This is a genomic window from Pseudomonas sp. JL23 (assembly GCF_056933585.1).
This window is the reverse complement of record NZ_CM167795.1, coordinates 6088118-6100774: the sequence shown is the minus strand read 5'-3', so window position 1 is coordinate 6100774 and position 12657 is coordinate 6088118. Positions and strand designations below refer to the sequence as shown.

General features: G+C 59.9%; 13 protein-coding genes. 3 read left to right on the top strand and 10 right to left on the bottom strand.

Annotated features, from left to right (window positions below):
- Nucleotides 1–42: 42 nt before the first annotated feature.
- The 10 genes from fis to AC1Z24_RS28045 form a co-directional block, all read right to left on the bottom strand.
- Nucleotides 43–363: a DNA-binding transcriptional regulator Fis gene (gene fis / locus AC1Z24_RS28090; RefSeq protein WP_259110901.1), complete on the bottom strand. Its 321-nt coding sequence runs from the start codon at nucleotides 361–363 to the stop codon at nucleotides 43–45.
- Complete coding sequence (gene dusB / locus AC1Z24_RS28085; RefSeq protein ID WP_483743588.1) at nucleotides 360–1373, bottom strand: tRNA dihydrouridine synthase DusB; 1014 nt, start codon at nucleotides 1371–1373, stop codon at nucleotides 360–362. The genes fis and dusB overlap by 4 nt, the downstream gene beginning before the upstream one ends.
- A gap of 342 nt (nucleotides 1374–1715) precedes the next feature.
- The gene (locus AC1Z24_RS28080) at nucleotides 1716–3218 is read right to left on the bottom strand and encodes a DUF3426 domain-containing protein (RefSeq protein WP_483743587.1); all 1503 of its coding nucleotides are present in this window, start codon (nucleotides 3216–3218) and stop codon (nucleotides 1716–1718) included.
- Nucleotides 3219–3242: 24 nt separating this feature from the next.
- A complete protein-coding gene (gene prmA / locus AC1Z24_RS28075; RefSeq protein ID WP_483743586.1) occupies nucleotides 3243–4121 on the bottom strand; it encodes a 50S ribosomal protein L11 methyltransferase in 879 nt (292 codons plus the stop codon).
- Between the two features lie 117 nt (nucleotides 4122–4238).
- Nucleotides 4239–4670 (bottom strand): hypothetical protein, encoded by a 432-nt coding sequence (locus AC1Z24_RS28070; protein WP_483743585.1) that lies wholly within the window; start codon nucleotides 4668–4670, stop codon nucleotides 4239–4241.
- A gap of 156 nt (nucleotides 4671–4826) precedes the next feature.
- Complete coding sequence (gene accC, locus AC1Z24_RS28065; RefSeq protein WP_259110914.1) at nucleotides 4827–6173, bottom strand: acetyl-CoA carboxylase biotin carboxylase subunit; 1347 nt, start codon at nucleotides 6171–6173, stop codon at nucleotides 4827–4829.
- Nucleotides 6174–6190: 17 nt separating this feature from the next.
- Entirely contained in the window at nucleotides 6191–6643 is a 453-nt protein-coding gene (gene accB / locus AC1Z24_RS28060; RefSeq protein WP_259110917.1) for an acetyl-CoA carboxylase biotin carboxyl carrier protein, read from the bottom strand.
- Between the two features lie 81 nt (nucleotides 6644–6724).
- On the bottom strand, nucleotides 6725–7177 hold the full coding sequence (gene aroQ / locus AC1Z24_RS28055; RefSeq protein WP_259110919.1) for a type II 3-dehydroquinate dehydratase: 453 nt from the start codon (nucleotides 7175–7177) through the stop codon (nucleotides 6725–6727).
- A gap of 463 nt (nucleotides 7178–7640) precedes the next feature.
- On the bottom strand, nucleotides 7641–9305 hold the full coding sequence (locus tag AC1Z24_RS28050; protein ID WP_483743584.1) for a diguanylate cyclase: 1665 nt from the start codon (nucleotides 9303–9305) through the stop codon (nucleotides 7641–7643).
- Nucleotides 9306–9574: 269 nt separating this feature from the next.
- On the bottom strand, nucleotides 9575–9886 hold the full coding sequence (locus AC1Z24_RS28045; RefSeq protein ID WP_483743583.1) for a helix-turn-helix domain-containing protein: 312 nt from the start codon (nucleotides 9884–9886) through the stop codon (nucleotides 9575–9577).
- Between the two features lie 473 nt (nucleotides 9887–10359).
- Between AC1Z24_RS28045 and AC1Z24_RS28040 the strand changes: the two genes are divergently transcribed.
- The 3 genes from AC1Z24_RS28040 to AC1Z24_RS28030 all read left to right on the top strand — a co-directional run bounded on the left by AC1Z24_RS28040 (nucleotide 10360) and on the right by AC1Z24_RS28030 (nucleotide 12524).
- The gene (locus tag AC1Z24_RS28040; protein WP_483743582.1) at nucleotides 10360–11439 is read left to right on the top strand and encodes a DUF2333 family protein; all 1080 of its coding nucleotides are present in this window, start codon (nucleotides 10360–10362) and stop codon (nucleotides 11437–11439) included.
- Nucleotides 11440–11442: 3 nt separating this feature from the next.
- Nucleotides 11443–11988, top strand: coding sequence for an NUDIX hydrolase (locus tag AC1Z24_RS28035; RefSeq protein WP_483743581.1), 546 nt, complete (start codon nucleotides 11443–11445; stop codon nucleotides 11986–11988).
- A gap of 164 nt (nucleotides 11989–12152) precedes the next feature.
- On the top strand, nucleotides 12153–12524 hold the full coding sequence (locus tag AC1Z24_RS28030; RefSeq protein WP_413306557.1) for a translation initiation factor Sui1: 372 nt from the start codon (nucleotides 12153–12155) through the stop codon (nucleotides 12522–12524).
- The last annotated feature ends 133 nt before the right edge of the window (nucleotides 12525–12657 follow it).

Sequence of the window (12657 nt, the reverse complement as noted above, 5' to 3'; positions counted from 1 at the left end):
GCGACCGCGTTCGGCGGGTCGCCTTTTTCTGTCATGGAATGCTTAAAGCAGATCGTACTGCTTGAGTTTCTTGCGCAGAGTGCCGCGATTGAGGCCCAGCAGCTCAGAGGCCTTGGTCTGGTTGCCCTTTACATAACTCATCACGCTTTCGAGCAGCGGCGCCTCGACTTCCGACAACACCAGGTTGTAGACATCCGTGACGGCAGCGCCTTCGAGGTGGGCGAAATAATTGTGCAGCGCCTTCTCGACACTGCCGCGCAGGGTCTGACCCTCTTCGCTCGGCGTGTTGAGGTGCTGTTTCAAATTGACGTTGTCGCTCACGGGTGTTGTTCCACTCACTAAAGTCTCGGTCATCATCGTCATGCGGCCACCTCGTCTCCGTTCGTTACGCCCGGTGTCCTGTCGCCTTGGCTAAAGAACTCGCGAACGTGAGCGCACTGCGCTTGCGTATCCTGCAAAGCATTGAAAAGGGCGCGAAACTCTTTGGCGCCCGGCAATGTTGCGAGATACCAGCCGACGTGCTTGCGGGCGATACGCACGCCCAGCACGTCGCCGTAGAAAAGATGGAGGCTCGCCAGATGCTCTAGCAGGATGCGTTCCACTTCACTGGACGGCAGTGCCGGCAATGTTTCGCCGGTCCGCAGGTAATGCTCTATCTCACGAAAAATCCATGGACGCCCCTGGGCGGCCCGGCCAATCAACAAACCATCGGCACCGGTCGCGGCAAGGACGCGCCGGGCTTTCTCGGGTGAATCGATATCGCCATTGGCAAAGACCGGGATCGACACCGCCTGCTTGATGGCGGCGATGGTGTCGTATTCGGCTTCACCGGTGTACAGGTCGGCGCGGGTCCTGCCATGGACCGCCAGCGCCTGAATGCCTGCCTGTTCGGCGATCTTCGCCACCGTCAAGCCGTTCTTGTTCTCCCGGTCCCAACCGGTACGAATCTTCAGGGTGACCGGCACATCGACCGCAGCGACAACGGCCTGCAGGATCTCGTTCACCAACTGTTCATCCTTGAGCAGCGCAGAACCCGCTGCCTTGTTGCACACCTTCTTGGCCGGGCAACCCATGTTGATGTCGATGATCTGGGCACCCAGTTCGACGTTGGCACGGGCGGCGTCTGCCAGCATCTGCGGGTCCCCACCGGCGATCTGCACCGAGCGCGGCTCGGGATCACCCTCGTGGATCATGCGCAGGCGCGATTTGCGACTGTTCCACAGGCTCATGTCACTGGTGACCATTTCCGAGACCACAAGACCTGCACCCATTTGGCGGCAGAGCTGGCGGAAGGGCTGGTCAGTGACTCCCGCCATCGGGGCGAGGATCAAGCCGTTCTGCAATGTATATGGACCGATGCGTACCGCGGACATAGGTGTGCTCGTTTTGCAGCCTGTGTGTGGCCGAATCATCCGCGGATCGGCTGCGACCGTTGCAATAGTCGCTTCGACCGATCCACCCGGAACCGGCCAGAAAAGTGCTTTCGCGACGTTTCAGACAGGACCCGGAGTATCAAAAAGGGTTGGCATGATACCCGCTCTCGATGACTGGATAAAGGCTGAATTGGATAAAATCTGAACAGCTGCATTGTTATCGCGAACGGTTCTGCCGATAACCCGATGTCATAAAAGTATCGGTGAATGTCGCGCACGTTTTTTGCCGTCGATCATGAGATGGTCAGATCATCGGGCTGCAACCCTTGCCGGATCTGGGTTTCACTCCGGGGAGCGGAAACTCAGGCTGTAATTCACAGCCTTGGCCCCAGGGTCGAGGATGTCCAAAGCGATATGAATCGGCGTTTGCGGCGGCATCTCTTCCTTGCCCGCCATTTCGCCGCTCAGGTATTCGCCCGGCTTGAACCGACGACTGGCAATCAGTTGACCATTGGTATCGGCAAAGCGCAGTTCCAAAAGCGGGAACGGCTGGGAAAACGACGCACGGTTATAGATGATCGCATCGACCACCAGCGCGCCTTTGAAATCGGGATGGCTGCGCACCACCAGGTTGCTGCTCTTGAGCAGAGTGATATCTACCTTTGATGGCACCTTGCAGTTAATTTGCGGGCATATCTGCTGGAACCATGGGCGGTATTGATCCTGCCGTGCCAGCTCGTCGAAGTGATACCAGACGTACTGGCCCAGCAGTCCGGCCAGTGCCAGCAGGCACAGCAAAGCCCAGGCCAGGCGTCTGCCCCAGCGCGGCTTGGGCCGCTGCCAGTCCAGTTGCAACGGATCGTCGGTCAGGTCGAGCAGCGTCTGCTCGCGCACGTCTGGCTCATTGCGACCACGCCGCGTACGGCTGGCGGTGGTGAGGACCGGCTCGCTGTCATGCTCGTCTTCGTCGTCATCCACAGCCGACCAGCGGCTGGGTTTTTCCACGATCTTGCGCGGTGGCGGCAATGGCGGCAGGGGCCGGCCGTGTTCGTCCAGTTCTTCCTCGGGCTCATCAACGGCTGCCAGGGAAAGCGATGGCTCAGTGCGGCCGCTGTGCTCGGCTTCTATCCTGGCGGGCTCGACTATCTCGTCGTCTTCCTCTTCGGGTTCAGGCTCGCGGGCATGCAGTTCCGGAAGGTCGGCGACATCATCGTTGCGCAGGCTGCCGACCCATTCGTCCGGCTCGCTGCGCAGTTGGTCGCGACTGGCGGTCAGGGCCGGGCCATTGAATTTTTCGCCGTAGGGTTCGGCTTGTTTGTTCTCGCGTTTCTCCAGGCGGGCCAGCTCTTCGTCGAGGTCGAGGCTGTCCAGATCCATCTCGGTGATTTGCCATGGATCCTGCTCGGCCTCAGGCTCGATCGGTGCAGGTGCAGGTGCAGGTGCAGGTGCAGGTGCAGGTGCAGGTGCAGGTGCAGGTGCAGGTGCAGGTGCAGGTGCAGGTGCAGGTGCAGGTGCAACAGGCTTGACCGCAGGCAGGACCGGCGGCACGACTGCGGGTGCTGCGGGTGCTGCGGGTGCTGCGGGTTTCGGGATCGGCGCCGGTGGTGGCGCCAGAGTCGGAACCGGAGCTGGGACTGGGATCGGGACTGGGACCGGCAGCGGAGCACCGGCATTGCTGCCGGTCGCGTTCTTGCCGGCGCGTTGTTCCAACAGTTGTTTCGCTGCGTTGAAGACTTGCAGGCAGGCCCCACAACGGACCACGCCGCGGGCCACGCTCAATTGCGCGTGGCTGACTCGGAAACTGGTCTGGCAGTGGGGGCACTGGGTGACAAAACTGTCGGTCATGCGGGTATCCGGTTCAAGCGGCGGTTAGCGACGACGGCCCGTGATGCGTACCCAGCCATCACGGTTGGCGATCGGATCCAGATCGAATGTTTCAGCATAGGCGGCGGCGACTTCTTCGCCCTGTTCAGCGAGGATGCCCGACAGCGCCAGGCGACCACCGGATTTGACCAGTGTTGCCAGCTGAGGTGCCAGTGAAACCAGCGGCCCGGCGAGAATATTTGCCACCAGCACATCAGCGGGTTGTTGCGGCAGGTCTTCAGGCAGGTACAGCGCAAAGCTTTCGGCGGCGATATTATTGCGTCCGGCGTTGTCGCGAGAGGCTTCCAGGGCTTGTACGTCGATATCGGTGCCGACGGCGGTCTTGGCGCCCAACAGCAGGGCGGCAATGGCGAGGATCCCCGAGCCGCAACCGAAATCGAGGACTTCATAGCCCTTGAGGTCCTGACCGTCCAGCCATTCCAGGCACAGGGCGGTGGTCGGGTGAGTGCCGGTGCCAAAGGCCAGGCCCGGGTCCAGCAGCAGGTTGACCGCATCCGGCTCCGGGGCGGCATGCCAGCTTGGCACGATCCACAGGCGTTGGCCGAAACGCATCGGCTGGAAGTTGTCCATCCAGCTGCGTTCCCAGTCCTGGTCGGCGATTACTTCATGCATGTGCTCGGGCAGTTCGGTATCGGTCAGCAGGCGCAGGTGGGCCAGTACCAGATCGGCGTCGGTATCAGCCTCGAACAGCGCCAGCAAGTGGGTGTGCGACCACAGCGGCGTGGTGTTGAGTTCCGGCTCGAAAATCGGCTGATCTTCCGCGTCCATGAACGTGACCGATACGGCGCCCACTTCAAGCAGGGCATCTTCGTAGGTTTCGGCTTGTTCTGGACTGATGGCGAGACGGACTTGCAGCCATGGCATGGCGTGTTACCTATGCAGAGAGCAGGAAAGCGGCGAAGTTTACTTCAGGTTCGCCGCAAATGCTCGCGGGCCGACGTCGCAGGCTGCCAACGAGCATCCGCTACCGCTATAGGGTCATTACTCAACCCGTTCCAGCGTCAGGTTGAAGGTGCCATTTCCATGCAGGTGAAACTCAGGGTTATGCGTGGCGTATTCGAACTGGCCTTTGAACTCACCCTTGCGAGGATGGATGTATACCTCCACTTTGCCTTCAAGGCTGAGTGTCCGCGGCCAGTAATTTTGCTGGTCCCGGACGATGAAGGTGTGCTGGAAGGTTCTGAGTTTAGTGTGAGGAAACTCCAGGTCGATAATGTCCCGGGGCGATTCGGCTGGAATGATGATTGAAAATGCCTGGTGGCTCGATGAGCTGGCAGGTGCCAGAGTGGCGTAAACGACCCATGCCCCTTCACTCCAGTGACACACGATGCCATCAGCGGTGTAGGCCGTTCCGTTTTTGTCCCAAGTGAAGCTGCCTTCAGCCTGACGACTCTTCTCCGATTTGTTAGTCATGATCTTTCTCCATTGGATATGCGCTTGTGCGCAAACCGGATTATTAGCAGGGGATAGATCGCTCGCTACTGTCAGAAATGACAGGTATGTGCAGCGAAAACGAAGAAGCCCCGACAAGTCGGGGCTTCCAGGCTTAGAGCATTTAGCTACCAGAAGTTACTTTTCTTCTGCCAACTTGTGTTCCAGGTAGTGGATGTTGACCGCGCCAGCGCAGAAGCCTTCATCACGGGTCAGGTCGCGGTGCAGCGGGATATTGGTCTTGATCCCGTCAACCACGATTTCGTCCAGGGCATTGCGCATGCGTGCCATGGCTTCGTCGCGGGTCGCGCCCCAAGTGATCAGCTTGCCGATCAGCGAGTCGTAGTTCGAAGGAACCTTGTAGCCGCTGTACAGGTGCGAATCAACCCGCACGCCGTTGCCGCCTGGAGCATGGAAATGCTTGACCAGGCCAGGGCTCGGAATGAAGGTCTTCGGGTCTTCGGCGTTGATCCGGCATTCCAGCGCATGCCCGTGAATGACCACGTCATCCTGGGTGTACGACAATTTGTTGCCGGCGGCGATGCTGAGCATCTCCTTGACGATGTCGATACCGGTGACCATTTCCGAAACCGGGTGCTCCACCTGAACACGGGTGTTCATTTCGATGAAGTAGAAACGACCGTTCTCGTACAGGAACTCGAAGGTGCCGGCGCCACGGTAGCCGATGTCGATACAGGCCTTGACGCAACTGGCCAGGACTTCCTTGCGCGCATCTTCGTCGATGTACGGTGCCGGTGCTTCTTCGAGAACCTTCTGGTGCCGACGCTGCAGCGAGCAGTCGCGGTCGCCCAGATGGATCGCATGGCCCTGGCCGTCGGAAATCACCTGGACTTCCACGTGACGTGGGTTGGTCAGGTATTTTTCCAGGTAGACCATCGGGTTGCTGAACCAGGCAGCCGCTTCGGCGCGGGTCTGCTTGGCGGCTTCGATCAGTTCTTCTTCCTTGTGCACTACGCGCATGCCGCGACCACCACCGCCACCGGCGGCCTTGATGATCACCGGGTAGCCGACTTCACGGCCAATGCGCAGTGCGGTTTCTTCGTCTTCCGGCAGCGGGCCGTCGGAGCCAGGTACGGTCGGTACCTTGGCGCGCTTCATGGCGTCCTTGGCAGAAACCTTGTCGCCCATCAGGCGAATGGTTTCGGCTTTCGGGCCGATGAAGGCGAAGCCGGATTTTTCCACCTGTTCGGCGAAGTCGGCGTTTTCCGCGAGGAAGCCGTAGCCAGGGTGGATGGCCGTTGCGCCGGTCAACTCGGCCGCCGAAATGATGGCCGGGATGTTCAGGTACGACAGGTTGGCGGGCGCCGGGCCGATGCAGACGGTTTCGTCGGCCAGACCCAGGTGCATCAACTCGCGGTCAGCCGTGGAATGCACGGCGACGGTCTTGATGCCCAGTTCTTTACAGGCACGCAGGATTCGCAAGGCGATTTCGCCACGGTTGGCGATCAGGACTTTTTCCAGCATCGCAGGCTCTCCCCGGTTCAAACGATGGTGAACAGCGGCTGGTCATACTCAACCGGCTGACCGTTTTCTACCAGGATGGATTCGATCACACCGCCGACTTCGGCTTCGATGTGGTTCATCATTTTCATCGCTTCAACGATGCAGATGGTGTCGCCTTTCTTGACGGTCTTGCCGACTTCGACGAACGCTGGCGAACCAGGCGCCGGGGTGCGGTAGAAGGTGCCGACCATCGGCGATTTGATCACGGTGCCATTGTGCTTCGGCGCAGCGGCCGGAGCTTCGGCAGCCGGGGCGGCGGCGACTGGCGCGGCAACCGGTGCGGCGACTGGCGCCGGAGCGTAGTACTGCTGTGCTGGGGTCTTGCTGTGACGGCTGATCCGTACGGATTCTTCACCTTCACGGATTTCCAATTCGTCGATGCCGGACTCTTCCAGCAGCTCGATCAGTTTCTTGACTTTACGGATATCCATTAATTCTCAACTCCCAAGGGTCGGTCAGGGGTATATCGACAGCCGGTCAGGGCCATGGGGCTCAGCTTCAGGCTGCGCCGATCATGGTTGGGTACTGACGGCCAATTGTTCCAGGGCGGCCTCCAGGGCCAGTCGGTAACCGCTGGCGCCAAGGCCGCAGATCACTCCGACAGCAACATCGGAAAAGTAGGAGTGATGGCGGAAAGGTTCGCGTTTGTGCACGTTCGACAGGTGCACTTCGATGAATGGGATGCTCACTCCCAGCAGCGCGTCACGTATTGCAACGCTGGTGTGCGTAAAAGCAGCCGGATTGATGATGATGAAATCCACGCCTTCATCGCGTGCCGCGTGGATCCGGTCGATCAATTCGTATTCGGCATTGCTTTGCAGGTACATCAGATGGTGACCGGCTTCACGGGCGCGGCGCTCCAGATCCAGGTTGATCTGGGGCAGGGTGATCGCGCCATAGATGCCAGGTTCGCGGGTGCCAAGCAGGTTCAGGTTGGGTCCGTGAAGAACCAGGAGAGTCGCCATCATGTATCCCTTGTTGTTTCTGTGAGCCACAGTGCGGCGACTATGCCGCAAGGTCGACGGACTGTCCAGTTAACAACAGTAGCCAGCACGATGACCGATATTCACGCAAAATTTGTGACTCAGGCACTAAATTTGGTCATTTGCTCTAATCAGCCACCCGGCAAGGCCCCGGGCGTCGATTTCGCCGACGATGGGGTGATAAGCCGGTTCGATGCCGTTCTTACTGTAGAACACTGACGCGGGAGGGCCGAACAATGGGTATCGATTGAGCTGGGCGCGCTGTTCGGTGGTGCTTCGTCAGGGCCCGGCCCAGGATGATGTAGGGCGAGCTCGTAGTGGGACCGGCTTCAGCCGGGAAGAGGTCGGTATATCTAATGCAGTTCTTTGATCAGAAGGGCGCTTTCCCGGCTGAAGCCGGTCCCACACTGCAGCGCGCCATTGCGATCAGAAATGGCGTGCACGTCTAGACCGTCGTCTCCGGCAACACAATCATGTAACTGGTCCCCGGCTTGCTGTCGCGGTTGGAGTGCACCTGGTTACGTCCGGCGTGCTTGGCGCGGTACAGGGCGTTGTCGGCCATGGCGGCCAGGCTCAGGCTGTCATCGCTGTCGCCCAGTTCGACCACCCCGGCACTGAAGGTGCAGAACAGATCGGCCGGTTCTGCCGGGTAGTGGATCTCGGCAAATCGCCGGCGGATCTCGTCGAGTACATGGTGGGCATTGAACAGGTCGGTATCGGGCATGACGATAGCGAACTCCTCACCGCCGTAACGGCCGATGAAGTCGCTCTTGCGCAGACGTTGCTTGAGAAACAGCGCCAGGCTCTTGATCACCCGGTCGCCCATGGGGTGGCCGTGGCTGTCGTTGACCTTCTTGAAGTGGTCGATATCCAGCATCGCAAAACACAGTTGCTTGCTCTCGCGGCGGCTGCGCAGGCAGCAGTCCTCCAGTAGTTGCAGGATATGGGTGTGGTTATACAGCCCGGTGAGGCTGTCGCGGATCATCCGCGCCTTGAGGTTGCGCGCACGCCCGGCGCGATTGCGCACGGTGGTGATCAAGTGACGCGGCTGGATCGGCTTGGTCAGGAAGTCGTCGCCGCCTTCGCTCATGGCATCCAGTTGCTTGTCCAGATCGTCCTCGGCGGACAGGTAAATGATCGGTACGCTGACATAACGGTCGTTGTGGCGAATCACCTTGGCCAGTTCCGTGCCGGTGCAGCCGGGCATGTACATGTCGAGGATGATCAGGTCCGGCTGGAAATCAGCCAGTTCGGCCATGGCCTGGATCGGGTCCAGCAGCACACGAGTAACGATCCCGGCGCTGTTGAGCAGGCGTTCGGTGTGGGTCGCCTGGGCACGGGAGTCGTCGATGACCAGCACTTTGTAAGGTTCGTACTGCGCCACGCGAATCAACACTTCGAGTTTTTCAAGCAGGCTCGAGGCTTCCAGGGTGCCGGTGAGGAATTCTTCGCCGCCCGCGCGTACGGCCGCCAGGCGGGTCGGCGTATCGGTTTCCTGTTGACTGAAGAACAGCAGGGGTAGTTTCTGTTCCAGGCTGGCCTGGACCTGGGCGGCGATTTTCAGGCCTTCGCCTGGGCCGGCGAAATCCACATCCATGACGATAGCGGCCGGATGGCGCTCGATCATGGCCGCATTGAAGGCTTCGGTATCGGCCAGCGACATGGCCTGTAAGCCGAAGAACTCCAACTGTTTAGCCAGGCGTTCAGCGCGTTCGCTGTCATGCAGCACTATATAGATAGGCTTGCGCAGCGGTGGCAGGGCCATCTGGTCGAGTCGGTCACCCTGACGCAGGCCGGTGCGGGACAGGCGCTGCATGAGACGGTTGAGCTCGGTGATCGAGGCGCTGCTCAGGCGACCGCGATTGGCCTCCACCGTTTCCAGGGCGCCGGTCAGCAGGCGTGCCAGGTCGGCATGCTCGACCTGCTCGAAACGTTCGGCGAAACGCAGCAGGCGTTGGGTCGACTCCTTCAACTCTTCCAATTCCGCGACCGACCATTCAAATTGCTGCAAACGCTGCCACACCTCCAGAATCTGGCGGGCTTGATGAATAACGCGTTGGGCAAAATGGTGCTTGAGACGATCACGGCTGGGGTCTTCTGGTTCGGCCATTATCCTGACTACTGTTATTTTTCGCTGAGGACGAGTGCTGGCTCTATGCTACCACCTCTGCTTCGAATCAAGAGTGCCGTAAGTCAAATAATTGGCAACAAGTTCCCGTCTTTTGTTGCGTTTTAATGACCAAAAGGCCGATTTACAGGGGGTAATGGCGTCATCGGCGTATTTGCCCGACGGGCGGCAGATATGTCATGCCTTTAACTCACTGGCGCTTGCGAGCGCTTCGCGCTCGATCGTCACCAAGTGGTTTTGCGGGTCGCAATTTATCCCGCCAGCACATCCCGGAAGACATCAGGGCGAATGGCTGCGATATGCAGCAGCGAGCGGGCGGCACCCGACGGTGAGCGGCGGCCTTGCTCCCATTCCTGAAGCGTACGTACCGACACGCCCAATAGCTCAGCAAATCGAGGTTGTGACAATCCGGTCTTGCTGCGCGCTTCAGCGGCTTCGGTCGCTTTCACCTGGCGAACATCGCCGTAGCGCCCTGCTTTCACTTCCTGGATCGTAGCCAGTAGCTCTTCGCCGATATTGCGTTTGGAGTCGCGCTCCATGAGCTCTTTTTCAGTCAGGGGCATGATTAAATTCCTTGGCGATTTTGCGCAGGATATGCGCGGGTATATTTTCGGTCGCCCCTTTACCGTAAATCAGTAGTGCGAGCAGTACACCACTGGCTAGCTGGGCGGTATAGATGACTCGTACCGAGCCGTATTTGCACAGGGTTGCAATGGTCAAAGCGGGGGAGATCGGGGTCAATGCGCGGGGTTGTAGGGCTTTTCTGATTCTTTTGTGGGATGCCTTAATGCGCCCTATTCCATGAATAGGAATGCAATTTTGTGGGCCGGCTTGCTGGCGATGGTGTCTGTGCGGTCACTGACGCCGTTGCGAGCGCTGCACACTTGATCGCCATCAGAGCGGCTCCCACGGCTTTCACGGTCCCAAGGGCGACACCTGGGGAACAAAACCTCGCGCATCGCGTGCCTGTACAAGGCACCTTGCTGTAAGGTTGCGGTCCAACCGACTCACGCTCCGGGATTGAAAGGACAACGCCATGCTGGATTGGAAGAACCGCGCGGGCAGCGCAAGTGAACCTGCGGCTGCTACCGCACCGGTCAAGGAACGCGGGTACTTCGGTGGTCTGTTTTTCAGTCGCGCCGTGGGGACTCTGGTCGGCATCTATCTGCTGGTGACCATCGCCATCGGTTGGTACTGGAGCCAGGAGCCTGCGTTGTTCCCGGTTCAGCAGAACGCCCAGGCCGCCGCCGAGCGTCAGGGCCGGCAGATGGTGATCGGCTTTACCACCATCGAAACCCTCAAGACCGTCGCCCAGACCCTGCTCGACAAGCCTGGCGGCTATCTGTCCAACGACCGCATGCCGCCTGGCCTGTGGCTCGATAACATCCCAAGCTGGGAGTACGGCGTGCTGGTCCAGGTGCGCGACCTGAGCCGTGCCCTGCGTAAAGATTTCGCCCGTTCCCAGTCGCAGTCGGCCGAAGACAGCGATCTGGCCCGTGCCGAGCCGCTGTTCAACTTCGACAACAAGAGCTGGATCCTGCCTTCCAGCGAATCGCAGTATCGCGAAGGCATCGCTGCCCTGAGCCGTTACCAGGCACGCCTGTCCGCTCCGGATCAGAAGAACGCCCTGTTCTACGCCCGCGCCGACAACCTGAACAATTGGTTGGGCGACGTCGGCACGCGCCTGGGTTCGCTGTCGCAACGGCTTTCGGCCAGTGTCGGTCGGGTCAAGCTCAACAGCACTCTGAAAACCGAGACCCTGGTCAGCGTCAAGCCGGGCGAAGTGCCACAGGTTGACGAAGAGATTGTCGAGACGCCGTGGCTGCAGATCGATAACGTGTTCTACGAAGCCCGCGGCCAGGCCTGGGCCTTGTCTCATCTGCTGCGCGCCATCGAAGTGGATTTCGCCGATGTCTTGGCGAAGAAGAACGCCACGGTCAGCGTGCGCCAGATCATTCGAGAACTGGAAGCGTCCCAGGAGCCGATGTGGAGCCCGATGGTGCTCAACGGCGGTGCCTTTGGCGTGCTGGCCAACCACTCGCTGGTCATGGCGAACTACATTTCCCGGGCCAACGCGGCGATCATCGACCTGCGTCAACTACTCTCCCAGGGCTGATGGATGTCCATTTCCTCCAATGAAGTCGCGCACCGCGCGGCTTCCGATGCCGAACAGATCGCCTGGGCCGACGAGCAGGACCAGCTACTGGGCGCCATGCGCCGTTCAGAGCTGCGCGAGCAGGGCCTGATCGGTCGTGGCACCTATATCCTGCTATTCAATTCGGCGGGCGAGTTGTGTGTGCATCGACGCACCTTGAGCAAGGCCATTTACCCTGGCTACTGGGATGTGGCGGCGGGCGGCATGGTTCAAGCCGATGAAAGCTATGTCGAGTCAGCGACCCGGGAGTTGGAAGAAGAACTGGGTGTCAGCGGCGTGCCGTTGTCCGACCATGAGCGGTTTTTCTTCGATCAGCCGGGCAATCGCCTGTGGTGTGCGGTGTTTTCCGCCGTCTGGGATGGGCCGTTGGTCCTCCAGCCGGAAGAGGTGCTGGAAGCACACTTTCTGCCTGTTGCCGAGGTGCTGCGCCAGACCCACGAAATGCCCTATTGCCCGGACTCCCTGGCTGCCCTGAAGCGTTATTTGGCGCAAGTCGCAAAAGTTGATTGATTTGGCGCAATTTGACGCTTAGCAACAGGGAAATTTGCCGTTACACTGCGCGGCCTTTTCACGCTGGGCCGGTTCGCCGGCCCAGTTGCGCTGCCCCTGCCTGAGTGGGGCTTCGCGGTCGGTGTTCACCGGCCAATCTTCAGTCCTCAACAAGAGGATTTCCCGTGGCCAAGAAAGCCGCATCCTTTGCCGCCCTGGGCGGTCTGGTGTTTTCCACCGACGCAGGCAGGCATTGCCCTGACTGTCGTCAGCCCGTCGACGCCTGCACCTGCAAGCAAAGCCTGATTCCCGAAGGGGATGGCATCGCCCGTGTGCGCCGCGAGAGCAAGGGTCGTGGTGGCAAGACCGTAACGACCATAACTGGCGTGCCTTTACCCGAAGACGGGCTCAAGGACCTGGCCAAGACGCTCAAGCAGCGCTGCGGCACCGGTGGTTCACTCAAGGACGGGGTAATCGAGATTCAGGGCGATCATGTCGAGCTGCTGCTGGCTGAGCTGGTCAAGCAGGGGTTCAAGGCGAAAAAGTCCGGCGGCTGAGCGCTTGCGGGATTTTGCGCAAACTCTGTGCTATCCCTTGGGTCTACTGACCACAGGGTTCTGGCACCAAACCGTCATTTGCACTCTTTACACTGCGCCCAGCCCGGTCACGGCTGGGGCTATCTGACTTCTT

What these genes read in the sequence shown, in the direction of transcription:
- AC1Z24_RS28045 (WP_483743583.1), bottom strand. Translation starts at nt 9,886, where the DNA reads ATGCCCCTGACTGAAAAAGAGCTCATGGAGCGCGACTCCAAACGCAAT.
- AC1Z24_RS28070 (WP_483743585.1), bottom strand. Translation starts at nt 4,670, where the DNA reads ATGACTAACAAATCGGAGAAGAGTCGTCAGGCTGAAGGCAGCTTCACT.
- dusB (WP_483743588.1), bottom strand. Translation starts at nt 1,373, where the DNA reads ATGTCCGCGGTACGCATCGGTCCATATACATTGCAGAACGGCTTGATC.
- AC1Z24_RS28035 (WP_483743581.1), top strand. Translation starts at nt 11,443, where the DNA reads ATGTCCATTTCCTCCAATGAAGTCGCGCACCGCGCGGCTTCCGATGCC.
- AC1Z24_RS28050 (WP_483743584.1), bottom strand. Translation starts at nt 9,305, where the DNA reads ATGGCCGAACCAGAAGACCCCAGCCGTGATCGTCTCAAGCACCATTTT.
- fis (WP_259110901.1), bottom strand. Translation starts at nt 363, where the DNA reads ATGACGATGATGACCGAGACTTTAGTGAGTGGAACAACACCCGTGAGC.
- AC1Z24_RS28080 (WP_483743587.1), bottom strand. Translation starts at nt 3,218, where the DNA reads ATGACCGACAGTTTTGTCACCCAGTGCCCCCACTGCCAGACCAGTTTC.
- prmA (WP_483743586.1), bottom strand. Translation starts at nt 4,121, where the DNA reads ATGCCATGGCTGCAAGTCCGTCTCGCCATCAGTCCAGAACAAGCCGAA.
- aroQ (WP_259110919.1), bottom strand. Translation starts at nt 7,177, where the DNA reads ATGGCGACTCTCCTGGTTCTTCACGGACCCAACCTGAACCTGCTTGGC.
- accC (WP_259110914.1), bottom strand. Translation starts at nt 6,173, where the DNA reads ATGCTGGAAAAAGTCCTGATCGCCAACCGTGGCGAAATCGCCTTGCGA.
- AC1Z24_RS28040 (WP_483743582.1), top strand. Translation starts at nt 10,360, where the DNA reads ATGCTGGATTGGAAGAACCGCGCGGGCAGCGCAAGTGAACCTGCGGCT.
- accB (WP_259110917.1), bottom strand. Translation starts at nt 6,643, where the DNA reads ATGGATATCCGTAAAGTCAAGAAACTGATCGAGCTGCTGGAAGAGTCC.